At 58.8% G+C, this 19,037-nt stretch carries 13 protein-coding genes; 6 read left to right on the top strand and 7 right to left on the bottom strand.

The annotated features are described in order from the left end of the window. The coding region (locus QN370_RS19685) for an alkaline phosphatase family protein (RefSeq protein ID WP_323581794.1) at positions 1 to 418 on the top strand (418 nt) is incomplete at its 5' end. Between the two features lie 219 nt (positions 419 to 637). Continuing rightward, positions 638 to 835 (top strand): transposase, encoded by a 198-nt coding sequence (locus tag QN370_RS20760; RefSeq protein WP_416172137.1) that lies wholly within the window; start codon positions 638 to 640, stop codon positions 833 to 835. A 51-nt stretch (positions 836 to 886) separates the two neighbouring features. On the opposite strand, the gene ispF is transcribed toward QN370_RS20760, so the two are convergent. Beyond that, on the bottom strand, positions 887 to 1,378 hold the full coding sequence (gene ispF, locus QN370_RS19680; RefSeq protein WP_322127362.1) for a 2-C-methyl-D-erythritol 2,4-cyclodiphosphate synthase: 492 nt from the start codon (positions 1,376 to 1,378) through the stop codon (positions 887 to 889). Next, the gene (gene ispD / locus QN370_RS19675; RefSeq protein ID WP_322127361.1) at positions 1,375 to 2,064 is read right to left on the bottom strand and encodes a 2-C-methyl-D-erythritol 4-phosphate cytidylyltransferase; all 690 of its coding nucleotides are present in this window, start codon (positions 2,062 to 2,064) and stop codon (positions 1,375 to 1,377) included. The genes ispF and ispD overlap by 4 nt, the downstream gene beginning before the upstream one ends. 199 nt (positions 2,065 to 2,263) lie before the next feature. Between ispD and mfd the strand changes: the two genes are divergently transcribed. From mfd to QN370_RS19660, 3 genes are all read left to right on the top strand, one after another. Continuing rightward, positions 2,264 to 5,710, top strand: a complete 3,447-nt coding sequence (gene mfd / locus QN370_RS19670; protein WP_322127360.1) for a transcription-repair coupling factor — start codon at positions 2,264 to 2,266, stop codon at positions 5,708 to 5,710. Between the two features lie 60 nt (positions 5,711 to 5,770). Further along, a complete protein-coding gene (gene serB, locus QN370_RS19665; protein ID WP_322127359.1) occupies positions 5,771 to 6,613 on the top strand; it encodes a phosphoserine phosphatase SerB in 843 nt (280 codons plus the stop codon). 90 nt (positions 6,614 to 6,703) lie between these two features. Further along, the gene (locus tag QN370_RS19660) at positions 6,704 to 8,716 is read left to right on the top strand and encodes a leucine-rich repeat domain-containing protein (protein ID WP_322127358.1); all 2,013 of its coding nucleotides are present in this window, start codon (positions 6,704 to 6,706) and stop codon (positions 8,714 to 8,716) included. 30 nt (positions 8,717 to 8,746) lie between these two features. Here the strand turns inward: QN370_RS19660 and QN370_RS19655 are convergent, their stop codons facing one another. The 5 genes from QN370_RS19655 to QN370_RS19635 all read right to left on the bottom strand — a co-directional run bounded on the left by QN370_RS19655 (position 8,747) and on the right by QN370_RS19635 (position 16,999). Beyond that, a complete protein-coding gene (locus QN370_RS19655; protein ID WP_322127357.1) occupies positions 8,747 to 9,415 on the bottom strand; it encodes a histidine phosphatase family protein in 669 nt (222 codons plus the stop codon). 89 nt (positions 9,416 to 9,504) lie between these two features. Beyond that, on the bottom strand, positions 9,505 to 11,022 hold the full coding sequence (locus QN370_RS19650) for a GAF domain-containing protein (protein WP_322127356.1): 1,518 nt from the start codon (positions 11,020 to 11,022) through the stop codon (positions 9,505 to 9,507). Beyond that, a complete protein-coding gene (locus tag QN370_RS19645) occupies positions 11,022 to 13,850 on the bottom strand; it encodes an EAL domain-containing protein (RefSeq protein WP_322127355.1) in 2,829 nt (942 codons plus the stop codon). The genes QN370_RS19650 and QN370_RS19645 overlap by 1 nt, the downstream gene beginning before the upstream one ends. Continuing rightward, a complete protein-coding gene (locus QN370_RS19640) occupies positions 13,745 to 15,592 on the bottom strand; it encodes a chemotaxis protein CheB (RefSeq protein ID WP_322127354.1) in 1,848 nt (615 codons plus the stop codon). The genes QN370_RS19645 and QN370_RS19640 overlap by 106 nt, the downstream gene beginning before the upstream one ends. A 234-nt stretch (positions 15,593 to 15,826) precedes the next feature. Continuing rightward, positions 15,827 to 16,999, bottom strand: a complete 1,173-nt coding sequence (locus tag QN370_RS19635) for an acyl-CoA dehydrogenase family protein (RefSeq protein ID WP_322127353.1) — start codon at positions 16,997 to 16,999, stop codon at positions 15,827 to 15,829. Positions 17,000 to 17,272: 273 nt separating this feature from the next. Between QN370_RS19635 and QN370_RS19630 the strand changes: the two genes are divergently transcribed. Next, on the top strand, positions 17,273 to 18,883 hold the full coding sequence (locus QN370_RS19630; RefSeq protein WP_322127352.1) for a gamma-glutamyltransferase family protein: 1,611 nt from the start codon (positions 17,273 to 17,275) through the stop codon (positions 18,881 to 18,883). Positions 18,884 to 19,037: the final 154 nt, after the last annotated feature.

Below are 19,037 nucleotides of genomic sequence, written 5' to 3'. Positions count from 1 at the left end.
GATAATAACATCCGATCATGGCATGATCGACATACCAAATGAAAAGCAACTTACTTTAAATAGTTTTCCAAAGTTAAAGTCATTACTATCGAGGCCAACAAGTGGTGAGCCAAGAGTAATTTATTGCTCCGTAAAAAAGGAAAATAGAGATAAATTTATATATGAGTTTAATCAAGAACTAGAAAAATACGCATATTTATCCAAATCAATTGAACTGGTCGAGCAAGGTTGGTTTGGATATTATCCGCACAAGTTTTTGATTTCCAAAGAAGATGCCATATGTGACTTTACAATTATTATGAAAGAAAATTATGCTTTAACAGACAATATAGACGGAGAAATCAATAATAAATTCATAGGGATGCATGGTGGTATTTCAGAAGACGAAATAATGATACCTCTCGCCGTCATTCCCTAAAATACAGCTATCTGCAACAGTAGATGTTAATAGATAAGTTATCTGTGAACATAGATAGCTTGAATAAAATCTTGATTGCATTGGTGCACTTCAAATTTAGAAAGGGGTAGATGTAACAGAGTGAATCATTATTTTCTCAGTCATTCCGATGCATAACGAGTACAACACCGACCACCGACATGACAGTCCGAAGATGAAGTTCAAGGTGTAGAACTGGCGTTGCGCAAAACAGAAGGCTTGATGGCGTCGTTACTGACGTTGATGAATCTGACGGTATTTGCCCCGGATCACACAATGGACTGTCGCCGGGCGGTGAGATTGCCGATCATGAAATCAGCGTCAACATCAAACGGCCCGTTGCATGTGTTAAGCGACAGGTCAGGTCAGGCCTGGAATCGATCCAGAATTGGTTCCTAATTCGTCGATATTGCCGTGCATAGGGCAATTTGTGGAATCAAGTCGGACTGCCTACCGGTGATAAATCAGCACCACCGCCTCCGCCGCCATCCCCTCTTCACGCCCAAGAAATCCCATGCGCTCGTTGGTCTTCGCCTTGACGTTGACGCGTCCGGCCGGAATGCCGATGGCCTCGGCGATATTGGTCACCATCAGTGCGATATGCGGTGCCATTTTTGGTGCTTGCGCGATGATGGTCGCATCGACGTTACCGACGAGGTAACCGGACTGCTGCACGCGTGAGGCAATTTCGCGCAGCAAGGCCAGCGAATTGGCACCGGCAAAATTCTTATCCGTGTCGGGAAAGTGTTTGCCGATGTCGCCCAGTGCCGCCGCGCCAATGAGCGCATCGGTAATTGCATGCAGTAACACGTCGGCATCGGAATGCCCCATCAGCCCGGTCGGATGCGGGATCAGCACGCCACCGATGATGAGGTCCCGATCGGCGACCAGTTGATGGCAGTCGTAACCCTGCCCGATGCGAAACGGTGGTGCGTTATTCATGAACTTCCCTTCAAAATAAGTGTGGCGAGCGCGCCGTCTTCGGGCAGCGTCACCTTGAAATTACGGGTACTGCCTGGCACCAGCAGTGGTTGCAGGCCGAGCGCTTCGATCGCGCTGGCTTCATCGGTCACATCGCTGGCCTGTTCCAGGGCCGTGGTCAGCAAGCCGAGGCGAAACATCTGGGGTGTCTGCGCCGCCCACAAACCGGCACGTGCCACCGTCTGCCCGACCCGCTCGCCATCGCTGCGCTTGAGCGTATCAGCGACCGGCAAGGCCAGCAGACCGCCGACCGGATCGTTGCCCACGGCGACCAAGAGCTGATCGATCATCGCCCTGGTCAGGCCGGGACGCGCCGCATCATGCACCAGAATCCAGTCATCGGCATCGGCTTGCAATGCACGCAAACCATTGAGCACCGATTGCTGACGTGTCGCCCCGCCGACCCGCAACACCGTGACCCGATCTTGCAAATGCGGCGCATCGGCCAGCAGGCCATCGATGTAACCGTCTTGCGGGCTGACCACCAGATAGGTGTGCGCGATGACGGTCGCGCTGGCAAACGTATCGAGCACATGCCGCAACATCGGCAATGCACCGAGCTGCAGGTATTGCTTGGGATGCGACCCGCCCATGCGGGCACCGACGCCAGCGGCAGGAATCAGGGCAAAAAAGCGCGGCGACGTCATGTCACACTCGCCGGATGGGTACAAAAAAACAGGAACAGGATTCGGGTCTGGATGATAGCGGCTCGCTGGTGGAATGGATCGCCGCCCGATCGGACGCATCGGACGGTTCGGAAACGCTTCGTCTATAATCGCAGCTTACTTTTTTAGTGTCAATTCAAAGCCGGAGCGCCATTGGCCGGCCATAAATGCACCCTCCACGATGTCATTCCAGCTGATTCAATCTCTTCCGAAACCGGGCCATCGCTTTGCCCTGCCCGGCCTGCACGGTTCCGCCGATGCCTGCGTTCTGGCGCAAGCAGGCTCGGCGCTCAAAGCCCAGAAAAAAATGCTGGCCATCGTGGTGGCCAATCCTGCCGATGCGCAGCGTCTGCTGGCCGAAATCCCGTGGTTCGCGCAGGAAGGCGAACCGGCGTTGCGCTGCCACTTGCTGCCGGATTGGGAGACCCTGCCCTACGACGCCTTTTCACCGCATCAGGACCTGGTGTCGGAACGCCTCGCCACGCTCTACGAAATGCAAAACGGCCAGTGCGATGTGCTGATCGTGCCGGCCACCACAGCACTGGTGCGGATGGCACCGCCTTCGTTTCTGGCGGCGTACACGTTCTTTTTCAAGCAAGGCGAAGTGCTCGATGAAGTGCGCCTGAAAACCCAGTTGTCGCTGGCCGGCTATACCCCGGTCTCACAAGTCATGTCACCCGGCGAATACTCGGTGCGCGGCGGACTGATCGATCTGTTTCCGATGGGTTCGGCCCTGCCTTACCGGATCGACCTGTTCGGCGACACCATCGACACCATCCGCACCTTCGACGCCGACACCCAACGCTCGCTCTATCCGGTGCGCGAAGTGCGCCTGCTGCCGGGCCGCGAATTCCCGATGGATGACCTCGCCCGCACCGCGTTTCGCAGTCGCTGGCGCGAAGTATTTGAAGGCGATCCGTCGCGCTCGTCGGTCTACAAGGATATCGGCAGCGGCATTGCTGCGGCGGGTATCGAATACTACCTGCCGTTATTTTTTGAAGACACCCGCACGCTGTTCGACTACCTTCCCGACGATACGACGTTTGCGTTGAGCGGCGATATCGACGGCGCGATTGGCCGCTTCTGGAGCGACACGCGTTCACGCCACAACTTTCTGAAGTCGGACCGCGAGCGCCCTATCCTGCCGCCCGAACAGCTGTTCCTGACCGATGAAGAATTCTTCACCCGCGCCAAGTCGTTCGGGCGCTGGGTACTGCGAACCGACGACCAGCCGTCCGAGCTATCAGCAGCCCTGCCCAACATCGCCGTCAACCGCCGCAGTGACGACCCGCTGATCAACTTGCGCAGCTATCTGCTCTACAGCGCCAAGCGCGTGATGATCTGCGCCGAAACCAATGGCCGGCGCGAAACGCTGCAGCAGTATTTCAATGAATACCAGCTCGACCTGATGCCGTGCGAAGGCTACACCGGCTTCGTCAATGGCTCGGCCAAACTGATGCTGGGCGTGGCACCGATGCACGCCGGCTTTGAATTGGGCGAGGCACTCGGTGATCTGGTCTTCATCACCGAAACCGAACTGTTCGCCGGTTCGGGGCGGCGCGCAGGTCACAAGAAACAGGAAGCCGCCACGCAGGTCGAGTCGATGGTGCGCGATCTGTCCGAACTGAAGATCGGCGACCCGGTCGTTCACAGCAACCACGGCATCGGGCGCTACATGGGACTGGTCAGCATGGACCTCGGCGAAGGCGAGACCGAGTTCCTGTATCTGGACTATGCGAAGGAAGCCAAGCTGTATGTGCCGGTATCGCAGTTGCATGTGATCTCGCGCTACTCGGGCGCCTCGCCGGAAGACGCGCCGCTACATTCGCTCGGTTCCGGCCAGTGGGAAAAAGCCAAGCGCCGCGCCGCGCAGCAAATCCGTGACACCGCAGCCGAACTGCTGAACCTGTACGCGCGGCGTGCCTTGCGCAAAGGCCATGCGTTTGAATTTTCGGCCCATGATTACGCCGCCTTTGCCGACAGCTTCGGCTTCGAGGAAACCGTCGACCAGGCCGCCGCGATCAACGCCGTCATCGGCGACATGACCAGCGGCAAACCGATGGACCGGCTCATCTGCGGCGATGTCGGTTTCGGCAAGACCGAAGTGGCGTTGCGGGCGACCTTTGTGGCCGTCCTCGGCGGCAAGCAGGTCGCCATCCTCGCGCCGACCACGCTGCTGGCCGAACAGCATGCGCAAACCTTCGCCGACCGCTTTGCCGACTGGCCGGTAAAGATCGCCGAGCTATCGCGTTTCCGGACCGGCAAGGAAATCAACACTGCCATGAAAGGCATGGCCGACGGCACGCTCGACATCGTCATCGGCACCCACAAACTGCTGTCGAGCGATGTCCATTTTGAACGCCTGGGTCTGGTCATCATCGATGAAGAACACCGCTTCGGCGTGCGGCAAAAAGAGGCGCTCAAAGCATTGCGCGCCGAAGTCGATGTGCTCACGCTGACCGCCACACCAATCCCGCGCACGCTGGGCATGGCACTCGAAGGCTTGCGCGATTTTTCGATCATCGCGACCGCACCGCAAAAGCGGCTGGCGATCAAGACCTTCGTACGCAGCGAAGGCGAATCGGTCATCCGCGAAGCCTGCCTGCGCGAACTCAAGCGCGGCGGCCAGGTGTACTTTCTGCACAATGAAGTCGACACCATCGAGAACCGCAAGGCGATGCTCGAAACGCTGTTGCCGGAAGCGCGCATCGGTATCGCGCACGGCCAGATGCACGAGCGCGAACTCGAAAAAGTCATGCGTGATTTCGTGGCGCAGCGCTTCAACATCCTGCTCTGCACCACCATCATCGAAACCGGTATCGACGTCCCGACCGCCAACACCATCATCATGCACAGGGCCGACAAGTTTGGTCTCGCACAGCTGCATCAATTGCGCGGCCGGGTCGGGCGCTCGCATCATCAGGCGTATGCGTATTTGCTGGTCCATGACGTGGCTGGACTGACCAAGCTGGCGCAGCGCCGCCTCGATGCGATTCAGCAGATGGAAGAACTCGGCAGCGGCTTTTACCTGGCGATGCACGACCTCGAAATCCGTGGTGCCGGTGAAGTCCTTGGCGACAACCAGTCGGGCGACATGACCGAGATCGGTTTCCAGATGTATTCGGACATGCTCAACCTGGCGGTTCGCTCGCTGCGCAATGGCAAGGAACCCGACCTCGCCGCGCCGCTGGCCTCGACCACCGAAATCAACCTGCATGTGCCGGCGCTGTTGCCGGCCGAGTATTGCGGCGATGTGCATGAGCGCTTGTCGCTGTACAAACGACTGGCCAGTTGCAACGAAGCCGACAAGATCGACGACCTGCAAGAAGAAATGATCGACCGCTTCGGCAAACTGCCCGAACCCGCCAAAGCGCTGGTCGAAACGCATCGCCTGCGCGTGCTGGCCAAACCGATCGGCATCATCAAGATTGATGCCCATGGCGAAGCGGCGCAACTGCAGTTTGAACCGAACCCGCCGATTGATGCGATGCGCATCATCACGCTGATCCAGAAGAACCGGCACATCAAGCTCAACGGCCAGGACAAGCTGCGCATCACCGCCAGCATGCCCGACCTGGCGGCCCGCGTCTTGCAGATCAAGACCACCATCCGGGCGCTGATTGGATGAACCGGTACGCTGTTACCTCATTTTTATACCTCATTTTGATACCCAATTTAATTGCACACAATGAATCTGATCCTCCAGGGCTTGACCGCACAACGCCACACCATTGAACGCATCGCCACGCTGGCCGGTGCGACCGGCGTGGTGCCCCTCAACGCCAGCGCGTTTCGCTGCGAAGGTGCGACGCTGACCACCGACATCAAGGCGGCCATCGACACGGCCTGTCTGGCAGCGGAACTTGACTACGCCTTCGTCAAGGCTGGTCAGCAATTGAGCGACTTCAAGCTGCTCGCAATGGACATGGATTCGACGCTGATCACGATCGAGTGCATCGATGAGATCGCCGACATGCAGGGCTTGAAGCCGCAGGTCTCGGTCATCACCGAAGCGGCAATGCGCGGTGAACTCGAATTCAACGAAAGCCTGACGCGCCGCGTGGCGCTGCTGGCCGGACTCGATGCGTCAGCCTTGCAGCGCGTGTTCGATGAACGACTCCGGTTATCGCCCGGCGCAGAAAAAATGCTTGCCGCGGTCAAGGCGGCGGGTTTGAAAACCTTGCTGGTGTCGGGCGGATTCACCTTCTTCACCGAGCGCATCAAGCAACAGCGCGGACTCGATTACGCGCATGCCAACGTGCTCGAGATCGTCGACGGAAAACTGACAGGCCGCGTCGTTGGCGGCATCGTCAATGCCGAAGAAAAGAAGCTGACTGTCGCCCGCGTCTGCGCCGAACTCGGCGTCACGCCGGCCACCGCAATCGTGATGGGCGATGGTGCTAATGACTTGCAGATGATGGGCATTGCCGGGATGTCGGTCGCGTTTCGCGCCAAGCCAGTGGTGAGAGCGCAAGCGAATGTCGCGTTGAATTTTGTCGGGCTCGATGGGATATTGAATCTGTTTGGCTAAAGCAAACGCAAAATAACTTGCCGCATCACCGGAACCGGAACGCCGGTCCCGTCACTCATGTCCACATTCACAGGCATGAGAAAGTTCGACATGAAACGCTGTACTCAGGGAACCTATAACGCATCAGCGCGCAACGTCCGGCACCGGTTGGACGACGCCCCGCCAACAACACCCTCGTTCACCGGCCAACAGGCTTTGCCCCAAGCGGTCGGCATCCACAGTCTGGCTGCGCCGACGCTGACCATGATTGCAGCGCGTCTGAACGCCGCCGACCGCAGTCAATTCCGGCTGGTCAATCGTACCTTCAGATCAAGCGGCGCGGTGGCATGCGAATCGGTCGCCATCACTACTCCGTCTGCGCTGCCGGAGGCACTACGAACTTTTCGTCAGGGTGGCATCACGCATCTGAACCTGGAGAACGGAAATTTCACCGACGACGACGTGGCCCGAATCGCTTCAGGGTTGCGCGAGTTCATCCCGAGGTTGACCTCTCTGAATTTATCCGGCAACGCGCAGATCACGGATGCAGGACTGGCCAGACTGACTTCCCTGACTTCGCTGAAACAGCTCGATTTGGGATACTGCCCCCGGGTCACGGATGCTGGTCTGGCACATCTGGCAAATCTACGTTCGCTGGAACGGTTGACCCTTGCGGAATGCACCCGCATCACGGAAGCAGGACTGGACCATTTGGCGAATTTGCGATTGACGTATCTGAACCTGAATTTCTGCAACGATCTGTCCGACGCAGCCCTGGCGAATGTGAGAGGACATCGTCTGACGCATTTGGACCTGAGCGGCAGCGACAACATCAGCGACGCAGGACTCGCGCATTTGGCAAGCATGCCGTTGCAAAGTCTGAATTTGTCAGGATGCAATGGATTTACCGATGGCGGACTTCAATATTTAAATATTGAAACGCTGACGCATTTGTCATTACGAGGATGCCGTCAACTCACACCTGATGCGACGCGTCATTTATCCCGGCTGAAGTTATTGCAGCATCTGGACCTGAAGAGATGCGACTTCATCAACGGCGAGGGACTTACCCGGCTCGGGAACCTGCCCTTGCAGCATCTGGATCTGGAGGATGGATCTTTAATAACCGATGCCGATATGACAAGCCTTGGCGCAATGCGGTCGCTGCAGTATCTGGACCTCAGTGGCGGCACTTCAATTACTGCAGCGGGATTGGCACACTTGTCCGGGCTGACCGCATTGCGAGAACTTCACCTCGACTTCTGCGACCAGACCACGGATGCCGGGCTCGCCCAATTGCAACACTTACCGTTGGAGACACTGACGCTCATTGGGTGCACTGCGCTCACGGATGCGGCGCTGGCCAGGTTGCCGGGCGCTGCTACGCTAACGAGGATTAATGTATATGGTTGCACAGGGTTAAGCGATGCAGGCCTCGCGCACCTGGCCAACATCCCACGACTGCAAACGCTGAATCTGTCCGGCAACGCCAACTTTACGGATGCAGGCATGACGCACTTGCACGGCTTGCCACTGAAGCAGTTGACCCTGGACGGATTGACCGGTCTCACGGACGCAGGACTGACCGCTTTGGCCGACATGTCATTGAAGACATTATCGCTAAAAGGCTGCTTCAATATCGAGGGAAACGGACTGGCTCACCTGAACCCCAACACGTCGGAGAAACTGGATCTGAACCTGATGGGATGCGATCAGCTCAACGATGACGTACTAAGACATCTGGCAAGGCTGCCATTGGAAAAATTAGATTTGGGTAAATGCAGTCTGATCACGAATGCAGGACTGAGCCATCTGGCAGGCCTGCCCCTGACGCAGTTGAATCTGGGCTATTGCGCCGAGATCACCGATGCCGGACTGGCCCATTTGTCGGACATGCCACTGCAAGAACTGGATCTGAGTTGTTGCACCGGGATCGGGAATGACGGCTTCGCACAACTGGCAGCACTGCCAATCCAGGAGTTATATCTCACCTATTGCGATCAACTGACGGATGCGATGCTGATGCATTTACGCCGCATGCCGCTGTTGAACGTGAATGTGTACGGCTGCGACCAGATCACGCCGGCCGGCTTCGAGGCAGCCGGGTTGGCGCACTTGCAGTAACTGCCGCCGCGCTGTCAGGTTGTCGCGGCGTCAGATGCCGCTCAACAAATCTTCTGCGAGATGCCCGGTTCCGTTGAAATATGCCAGCCCCGCGCCCTTGCCGGAAAACACCACACCAGTCAGCGAAGCGTTGCCGATCACGCCGATGTAATGCGCCAGCGCGCTGTCGGGCAGACCGGCGACTTCGCACAGCACCGCCGCAATCACGCCGGCCGAGGTCACGCCCAGCACTTTCTGTCCCGACGACGTGTCGGCCGTGGCACGACGCAACCAGTGCCCGACTCTGGCGCGAAATTGCGCCGCCGGTGCCACGCCTTCGACGACGATGCGGCCTTCGGCCCAGAGCCGGATTTCTTCGGCATACAGACGCAGCCGGGTTGCTGCATCGAGAGAGCCATCCGACAGCACCCGCGTACCGGTGCGCCGCTCCGCGCCAGCCAGTAATTGTTCTCCTTCGCCGAACTCGTCGAGGCCCTCATCGACCTCCGGCATCATCCCGCCAATTTCTGCCAGCGCCAGTTGCGCCGTGAAGCGGTGACGCCGGCGCGGGCCGATCCAGACGCGATCAAAGCGCATGCCGCGCTGGCGGAAAAATTCACCGGTTGCCTGTGCCTGTAATTGGCCCAGCGGCGACAGCTGGTCGTAGTCGCTAGCGCCGAAGGCGGCCTGGCCGTGGCGCAGCAAAGTCAGCGTGCTCATGAATCGTGTCGTCCTGTCGGTGTCGGAAATTACCCGAAGGATACCGGCAAGTCGGCATCCAGGTGTCGGTGTCCATCATGCGTGTCCGCTCACCAGATACGCAATGCCAGAAGTCGAAACCGCAACGCCACGAATTTTTCTTCGGCACTCCATGGCCGGCTGCAATCAACGGTGGTTTCACTCCAGCGCTGGAACGAGCGTCGTGGCGATGACGTGGTCGCTCGCGGATCGGACACCGCCTTGTCAGGATTGCCCGCCCAGTTGACCTGGCTCGCTTCGCCAGGCCGAAACCAGTAAAACCGCAACCAGCCGGAACGCGACGACTGCACCTTGATCGCCATGACGCCGCAAACCGAAGTCGAACCGTCGCAAGGTAACGGGATCTCCGTGGATCGCTGCCGGGTCGTGAACACGGTCTCGGTGACGCTGCCGAGAAACCAGTCATCGAGCTGTGTGAGTTCAGGCACGCTAAGGCCGGTTCCTGCTGTCGCGAACTCGTTATTGATCACCATTGCCACGCCCTGTGCCGACATCAGCGATAGCAGCGCTTCGTGGCTGGCAAGCATGCCATCAGTGAGGGTCGACGCATCAGACAGCGACGACAAGAGGCGATTGAGTCGCCAGTTCAAGCCATCGGTTACCTGCAGGCGTCGCGCTGAATGGTACGCCCGCATGCCGAAGGCAAACTGGTTTGCCAGCGCAATGCAGCGGTTGCGCTGCTCGACGCGCAACAGGCGCGGGGTCAGGTGGTGGCAAACGGCCAGCCCCCATAACTTGCCGAACAGCTGGATCGGGAACGACAGCGAAGCCCGCACTCCCATGCTTGCGAGATAGTCCAGATGGGCCGGTGAAACGCTGCGCAAGTCCGACCAGGTCAAGTCGGGCGGTGCCGCCGTGCAGCCCAGCACGGGCACTGCAACAGCGGCGATATCGGGAATCATCCGGCAAGGATTAATCAGGTACAGATTGCGCGCGATCAAGGGAATATCGGTGGCCGGAAAGCGCATGCCGAGGTAATCATCCATCGGCACCGTGTTGACCTGCGAAACGACTTCGCCCGACCAGTCCTCCATGAATTGGTAAATCATCACGCGTGCGAAACCGCTGACCGCAGCCACCGCTGTGGCCAGCGCGTGCCGGTATGCCGCGAGGTCAGCCTCGTCCGATGGTGCCGTCATCAACGGCAACATGAAGTGCTGGTCCGGTGCGACAACGGCAGCGCGCTGTGCCCGTTCGATTTCCACACTGACGACTGCCCTGCCATGAATGCATACCGCATCGACCTGGCCGTGGCCGATGTTGGCGATGTTGGCGATCATCTGCCGTTTTCCGGCACCCACCGACGAGGCAGAAAAATCCATCCCGCGCAGCCAGTCGAGTTCATCGATCGTGCAGCCCAGCAGCGCCGGTGCGGACACGCCGATGAACGTATCAAGGTTGGCGCTGGCGTGGCTGATGCGACGGGTGACGGCATCGAACTGAAGCAACGCACCATACGGCTGGATCGCACCGGAGGCGTGCAACTGCTCGGATTCGCACTCAGGATTAGTCAACCGCGAAGCGGGCAAACTGGCCGTCGTTTGATTGTCGGGCAGGAGCCTTTCCATTACGGCACCAGCAGCACGGAGGACTCGTCCACCGCACCCGGTTGCGCGGCCAGCGCCAGCACAAAGTCGTCGGGTGTGTGCGGACGATGAAACAGGAACCCCTGCGCGATGTCGCAGCCATCGCTGCGCAACACATGCAACTGTGCGGCCGTTTCAACTCCTTCGGCGACGACACGCATGCCCAGGGCATGCGCCATGTCGATGACGGTCTTGGCGATCGAGCGGTCATCGGGCTGGTCGGCAATGCCGTCGACAAAACTGCGATCGACCTTCAATTCCCGGATCGGTAATTTACGCAGGTAGGCCAGCGACGAATAGCCGGTGCCAAAGTCGTCGACGCTGAGCGTGACACCCATCGCTTCGAGACTGAGCAACCTGTCGCGCACAAGATCGATCCGTTCCATCAGCGCACTCTCGGTCAGTTCGATACTGATGGAGTCCGCCGGCAAGCCATGCAGGGCAATCAGGTTGCCGATCCGATCGACAAAATTCTCGTCACGCAATTGGTGAGCGGAGACGTTGATCGCGATTTGCGGCGCGATCACACCAGCCGATCGCCAGCGGGCAATCTGGCTCAGCACCATCTCGAAGACCAGATTGCCGATCGCGATAATCAGTCCGCAACCCTCGGCTACCGGAATGAATTGCGCCGGCGACACGTCGCCCAGCAGCCTATCGTGCCAGCGCAGCAAGGCTTCGGCACCGACGATGGCACCGGTATGGATATGCACCTTGGGCTGGTACACCATCCTGAAATCACCTGTCTCGATGGCCAGCCGCAAGCCGGTTTCCAGCGTCATGCGCTGCAGCGCGATCATCTTCATTTCATTGGCAAAGAACTGGTACTGGTTGCGGCCACGTTCCTTGGCGCTGTACATGGCCGTATCGGCGCTCTTGAGCAGCGTGACGCTGTCGTCGCCGTCGTCCGGAAAAACACTGATGCCGATGCTGGCCGACACGAACAGGTTGTTGCCGTTGATCTGGAATGACGCACCGATGGTATCGACAATCCGTCCTGCCACCAGATTGATATCGTCCGCATCGACATCGCCGAGTACCGCGACGAACTCGTCCCCGCCCAGGCGTGCCAGCGTATCGGAATCGCGCACGCTGTGCTGCAGCCGTTCGGTGGCTTGCCGCAGCAGGATGTCGCCGACATCGTGACCCAGACTGTCATTGATGTTCTTGAAATTATCGAGATCGATGAACAGCACCGCCAGCTTCTGCCGATTGCGCCGTGCCACTAAAATGGCATGTTTGAGACGGTCGTTGAGCAATGTCCGGTTCGGCAAACCGGTCAGTTCGTCATGGGTGGCCAGGAATTCGATGCGTCGCTGGGAATTCTTGATCGCGGTGATATCGCGAAAGATCGACACGTAATTGATGACCGAACCGTCGTCGGCATTGACTGAATTGATCGACAGCCATTCCGGATAAATCTCGCCATTCTTGCGGCGATTAATAATTTCGCCTTGCCAGTTGCCATTGGCGAGCAGGCTACTCCACATCGCCTCAAAAAATTCGGGGGGATGCTGGCCGGAACCAAGCATGCGCGGGTCGCGCCCAACCACCTCGCTGACCGCGTAACCGGTGATTTTTGTGAACACGTCATTGACCGTCAGGATGACGGCATTGGCATCGGTAATCGCAATCGCTTCGCCCGAACGGTCGAACACCTTCGCTGCCAGCCGTAATTGCTCGTCGGCGCGGCGCTTGTCTGTGGTATCGGTAGACTGGGTGCAGATCGAGCACACGACGCCGCTCTGGTCAAACAGCGGAAAGCGCACGCTGTCGAGCTGGATGACGCGATCTCCGATGGTGAGCGTATCGACCGATTCCAGCACAGCACCAATGCGCATCGTCTCCAGGTCGCGGCGGCGCAGAACATGCTCGATGTCAGCGCCAAATAATTGCAGGTCGGTCTTGCCAATTGCCGATGCGGCAGTGATGCCGAACAGTTCCTCAAAGCGCTGGTTGACGAATTCATAGCGGCCTGCCATATCCTTGAGCATGACGATCGACAGAGAATTGTTCATGATCGACAGCAAACGCTGCTGGCTGGTCTGGATTTTTTGCTGCGCCAGGACCAGATCGGTATTGTCCAGCACCACCAGTACCGCCGCCACGGCATCCCCGGCACTATCGAGAACCGGGGTCATCAGGATCTGGAATGCACAACCGTCCGTGACGACGGCGAATTCTGCTTTTTGCGCTCGTACCAGCACGCTGCCCAGCATCCCGCCGATCGGCTCGAGATAGTCGGGAAAATTGAGACGGGCAATATGCTGGCCGACATGCGCAATCGACAGCCCGAAGTTACGCACCGCCGCATTGTTCAGACGCCGCAAAAACAGCGCCTTGTCAAACACCACCACCGGAAAATCGATGGTGTTGTACACCCCTTCAAATTCGGTATTGATGATGGCCAGCTCGATCGACTTGATCTGGCTTTCCTCGTTAACGCTGACCAGTTCTTCGTTAGTGGCCTGCAATTCTTCATTGCTCGCTTCGAGCTCTTCATTGGCAGCCTGCATCTCTTCATTGGATGCCTGGATCTCTTCGTTGAGCGCCTGCATTTCTTCGTTCGACGCCGCCATTTCTTCCATCAGGGTTTGCAGTTGCTCGCGCGTCGTGGCCAGTTCCTGCAAGACACTGCCATCGTCGTTGTCGCTGTTACCCGCGTTGACTGAACCGGAAGACACTTTTCCGGCAGGCTCGAAGATCACCAGAAAAGCGGTCGTGCCACCATCGGCCTGCAATACCGGATGCACCACCAGTCGCCAGACCGCACCACCCAGTGCAGTGATGCGGCGCGCTTGCGACTGCACAGGCGAGCATGGTGGCGGGCCGCACGACGTACCGTCGTCAACAATTCATTGACCAGTTCCGGCACGATCAACTGGGCCAGATTCATTTCGGGCGCACCGGACGGAAAGCTGATGAAGCGGTCGACGTCGCCCTGGCTGTGCAGGATCCGGAAGCCGCCATCGATCAGCATGGCCGGACCGATGCTCTCGGCCGCCGTGGTCAGGAATTGTCGGGCATGCGAGGTTTCGGCGCGCGACGTGCTCTGTCGCGTCGCCGGCTTGTTTGCACGCGGTGCCGGCCGGCCATGTCCGAGCAGCACGGGCCGCCCCTGTCCGAGTGGCCGGTACAAGTGGGCTTTGCGGTCGACTGCGCCAAACAGGTCTTCTTGCTGGTTGACGGTTTCCGATCGGCCCAGAAATAGCAGGCCATCATCACGTAGCGCGTAGCGCAGCACCGCCATCACCTTGGCTTGCAGATCGGTATTGAAGTAGATCAGGACATTGCGGCAAGTGATCAGGTCGAGACGCAAGAACGGCGGGTCGATGACGATATCCTGCCGTGCGAACGTCACGCAATCGCGCAGTACTTTGGTTACTTCGTACCCGTTGCCGATGACCTGAAAATAGCGCTTCAGGTAATCGGTCGGCAACTCGGCAACCGCATTTTGGTTATACACGCCACGGCGCGCAAACATGAGCGCGTTGTTGTCGATGTCAGACGCAAAAATATGCAGATGCAATGGCCGTCCTGACTCGTCGATCAGCGACGAAAAGAGCATGGCCAGCGAATAGGCTTCTTCACCGGTGGCGCAGCCGACCACCCAGATGCGGACCTCATCCCCCGATTTTTTGCGACTCAGTAATTGCGCTACGTGCCCGGCAAGAATGTCGAAAGCCGCTTTGTCGCGGAAGAATTCTGTCACCGAGATCAGGGTTTCCCGCGCCAGCGCATCGAGTTCGTCCTCGTGCCTGCTCACGTAATCGAGGTAGGCAGACAAGGTCGTGGCTTCGGTCACGATCATGCGCCGCTGCAAACGACGCTGCACCGTCGACAGCTTGTAACTGGAAAAATCAATCTTGGTCCGTTCTCGCACGCGCTCGAAAAGCTCGGTCATTTCAGCCGGTCGCTGTTCCAGTCCTTCGTTTTCGGGAACACTGTCCGGGAACCGCACCAGGCGCTCGACTTCGTGCGCAATGGCACCCGGGGTCAGGATACGGTCAGCCACGCAGTCATCGATGGCCGAACTGGGCATGCCCTTAAATTTTGCCGACTCAGGTGTCTGCACATAGGTCATGCCGCCAGCGGCCTTGATTGCGCGCAAACCACGCGTGCCGTCGGAACCGGTGCCTGACAGGATCACGCCAATCGCCCGCTCGTCGAAGGTCTCGGCGAGCGACTGGAACAGCAGGTTCACGGAGGGCTTGGGGGAAATTTCGGGTGACGCGATCGACAGATGAAAACGTTCATCGCGAAACACCATGTTGTACCCGGGCGGAATGATGTAGACCACATCCATGGCAGGCAACTCGGCATCGACGGCTTCCCGTACCGGCAACACGGTGTCGCGGCCAAGTATGTCGGCCATCATGCTGCGGTAGTTGGGCGAGATATGCTGCGCAATGACATAGATGCAGTTGAGGCCAGGCGACAGGCAGGCCACGAATTCACGCAAGGCTTCCAGACCACCGGCCGATGAACCGATGCCTATCGCGTACCGACATGCTGGCACCGGCAAGCTGGCGATTTCGGTAGCCTCGTCCATGAACGATTACTCCTTTTGAGGTTGTCCTGAAGGCCGGATAGCAGTTGGCCCGACCAGTCATTACATAAAGTCAACTTAGGTTACCCAAAGTTAATTTATTGCACAACCTAAACTTACTCAAAAGGAAATTGTAGTGGGAACCACGACCAGTCAAAAAAAACGCGTGTGTACGGGCAGTCATCGCCGATCGTCAGATGAGGCGGGTGACTGCACGGCAATCCGGCTCAGCCGTCGTTAGCCGAGCTGTTGTTGATGGCTGACGATTTTTTTGGCGATGCTCCAGCGATGCACTTCGCTCGGGCCGTCGTAAATCCGAAATCCGCGAACATCCTTGAAAATGCGCATGACAATGGTCTCGGCAGTTACGCCGCGCCCGCCCAGAATCTGGACGCACCGGTCGACGATGCGCCAGATCGCTTCCGAACAGATCACCTTGGTCATGCTCGATTCGATATTGCCACGACCGCCCTGGTCGAGCACCCACGCCGTATGCTGGATATTGAGCCGTGCGCTATGCAGGTCCATCGCGTTATCGGCCAGCATGAAACCGACGCCTTCGTGTTCGCCAAGCGCTTTGCCGAACGCCTGGCGCTCGCTGGCATAGGCCAGCGCGACATCATGCGCCCGTTGCGCCTGACCGAGCCAGCGCATGCAGTGCGTCAGTCGTGCCGGTGCAAGACGAATCTGTGCATAGCGAAAGCCCTTGCCGATTTCACCGAGGACATCGGTCGCCGGCACCCGCACATTCTCGAAACGCAGCACGCCATGACCGCCGGCGAAGCAGGAATCGAGCGACTCCATCAGCCGTTCCAGGATGATGCCGGGACGGTCCATATCGGACAGGAACATCGTTGCCGAACCATCTTCCATGCGCGCCATGATGATCGCAAAGCTGGCTCCTTCGGCTCCCGTGATGAACCATTTGGTGCCGCTGATCAGGTAGTCGTCGCCGTCCTTGACGGCGATGGTTTGCAGCATCGACGGATCGGAACCGGCACCGGGCGCCGGTTCGGTCATCGCAAAACACGAGCGCGTGCGGCCTTCAACCAGCGGACGCAACCAGCGTTCCTTTTGCGATGGCGACGCGACCTGTTCCATCAGATGGATATTGCCTTCGTCCGGCGCATGGATGTTCAGTGCAGCCGGGCCAAGCGGCGAGTAACCGGCGGCTTCAAACACGGCCGCCTTGGCGACATGCGACAAACCCAGTCCGCCCAGTTCGACCGACGCATGCGGCGTCAGCAAGCCGGCGGCGCGACCGGCCGCGACCAGTTCTTCACGCAGCGATTCGGTGGGGCCGTGGCCGGTTTGACGCGGATCGTTTTCGAGCGGGATGACGACGTCTGCGATGAAACGGCGGGTGCGTTCCTGCAGATCCTTGATTTCTGGTGACAGCGAAAAGTCCATGAGTCCCTTTGGTTGTAATCAAATAAAGCAGCAAGCATAGCAAGCATTGCCGGAATGGCTTTGGGTAAGTCCGGTCCGCGCATGTCGGCGGGGTTTCATGCGGGGCGGGAGCAGGATTTTTTGGGCGCTGGACCGTCGGCAGATCACGGAGCAAAGCATTGCCATGCTCAAGCCGGTCGGCCTGCCGCGTGACGAACAGGTTATCGATGACTATCATGCAGGCGTTGCTATCGGCCATCCGTATCGCTAACCACTTTAAAAACAGGACACTCCATGATGAACCTCGACAGCAATCACTATCCGTATGCCTCGCGTCGCAGCGTCGTGTATGCCAAGCGCGGCATGGTCGCGACAGCCCAGCCGCTGGCGGCGCAAGCCGGTCTGCAAGTGCTGCAAGCGGGCGGCAATGCGATCGATGCGGCGATCGCAGCGGCCGCCGCGCTGTCGGTGGTTGAACCGACCGCCAATGGGATAGGCGGTGACGCCTTCGCATTAATCTGGCATGGCGGCAAGCTGCACGGACTCAATGCCAGCGGTGCCGCGCCGCAGCGCATTTCATTGGCGGCGTTGAAAGCGGCAGGCCACACCAGCATGCCGAAATACGGCGCACTGCCGGTGACCGTGCCGGGTACGCCAGGCGCGTGGGTCAGCATGGCCGAACGTTTCGGCAAGTTGCCGCTGGCGCAGTCGATGGCCGGTGCCATCGCGCTGGCGCAAGACGGTTTTCCGGTTTCGCCGATGGTCGCCGTGGCATGGGATGCGGCGCACAGGAACTTTCTCAACGAACTCAAGGCCGGTCATTTCCAGCCGTGGTTCGACACCTTTGCGGCCGCCGGACGGGCACCGCGTGCCGGCGAAGTCTGGCGCTCGCCGGGGCACGCGCAGACCTTGCAATCGATCGCTTCAGACAATGCCGCAAGTTTCTATCGCGGTGCGCTGGCAGAAAAAATCGCCGCCTGCGTTCAAGGTGCCGGCGGCTATCTGGACGTGGCCGATCTGGCCGCATATCAGCCGCAATGGGTTGATCCGATCAGCGTCAACTATCGCGGCTATGACGTCTGGGAAATCCCGCCGAACGGCCATGGACTGGTCGCGCTGATGGCGCTCAATATCCTCAAGGGATTCGATTTCAGCGAACGCGATACCGTGCTGACCCATCACCGCCAGATCGAAGCGATCAAGCTGGCTTTCGCCGATGGTCACGCGCATATCGCTGAAGCCAGCGCAATGCGGGTGTCGGTGTGCGACTTGCTGTCGGACGCGTATGCCGACGAGCGCCGTCGATTGATCGGACCGCGTGCCACCTTGCCGATAGCGGGCGAGCCACCGCGTGGCGGCACGGTGTATCTCAGCACGGCGGACAGCGAGGGCAACATGGTGTCGCTCATCCAGAGCAATTACATGGGCTTTGGTTCAGGACTGGTGGTGCCGGGCACGGGCATCGCGCTGCACAACCGTGGCAACAATTTCACGCTCGATGCGGATCATCCGAATTGTCTGGCACCGGGCAAGCGGCCTTACCACACGATTATTCCCGGCTTCCTGACCAAGGATGGCGCAGCGATTGGACCGTTCGGCGTGATGGGCGGTTTCATGCAACCGCAGGGCCATGTGCAGATGGTGATGAATACGGTCGACTTCGCACTCAACCCGCAAGCCGCGCTCGATGCACCGCGTTGGGAATGGCTGCAAGGGAACAAGGTCAATCTTGAGCATACTGCACCGGAGCACCTGTTCCGTTCGCTCGCCGCGCTCGGTCACGAGGTCGCGTGGTCCGGCAACCAGCACGCCTTCGGGCGCGGTCAGATCATCTGGCGCGACGCACAGGGTGTGCTGTGCGGTGGCACCGAGCCACGTTCTGATGGCAGCATCGCGGCCTGGTGATTCCGTCACAGGAAACCATCATGGTTGCAACGGCTGTGACGGGGTTCGGGGCGGTGCAGGGAGTTGGCTGCGGCGGTGCATTTGGTGCAATGCCCTGCGGTTATTGCACCCTTGTATGCTGTTTTTAACGGTTGATTTTGATTAGATTGATGTG

The sequence above is a fragment of the Actimicrobium sp. CCI2.3 genome (assembly GCF_035019065.1).
GTDB lineage: Bacteria > Pseudomonadota > Gammaproteobacteria > Burkholderiales > Burkholderiaceae_D > Actimicrobium.
This window is presented reverse-complemented; position numbering and strand designations above follow the sequence as displayed.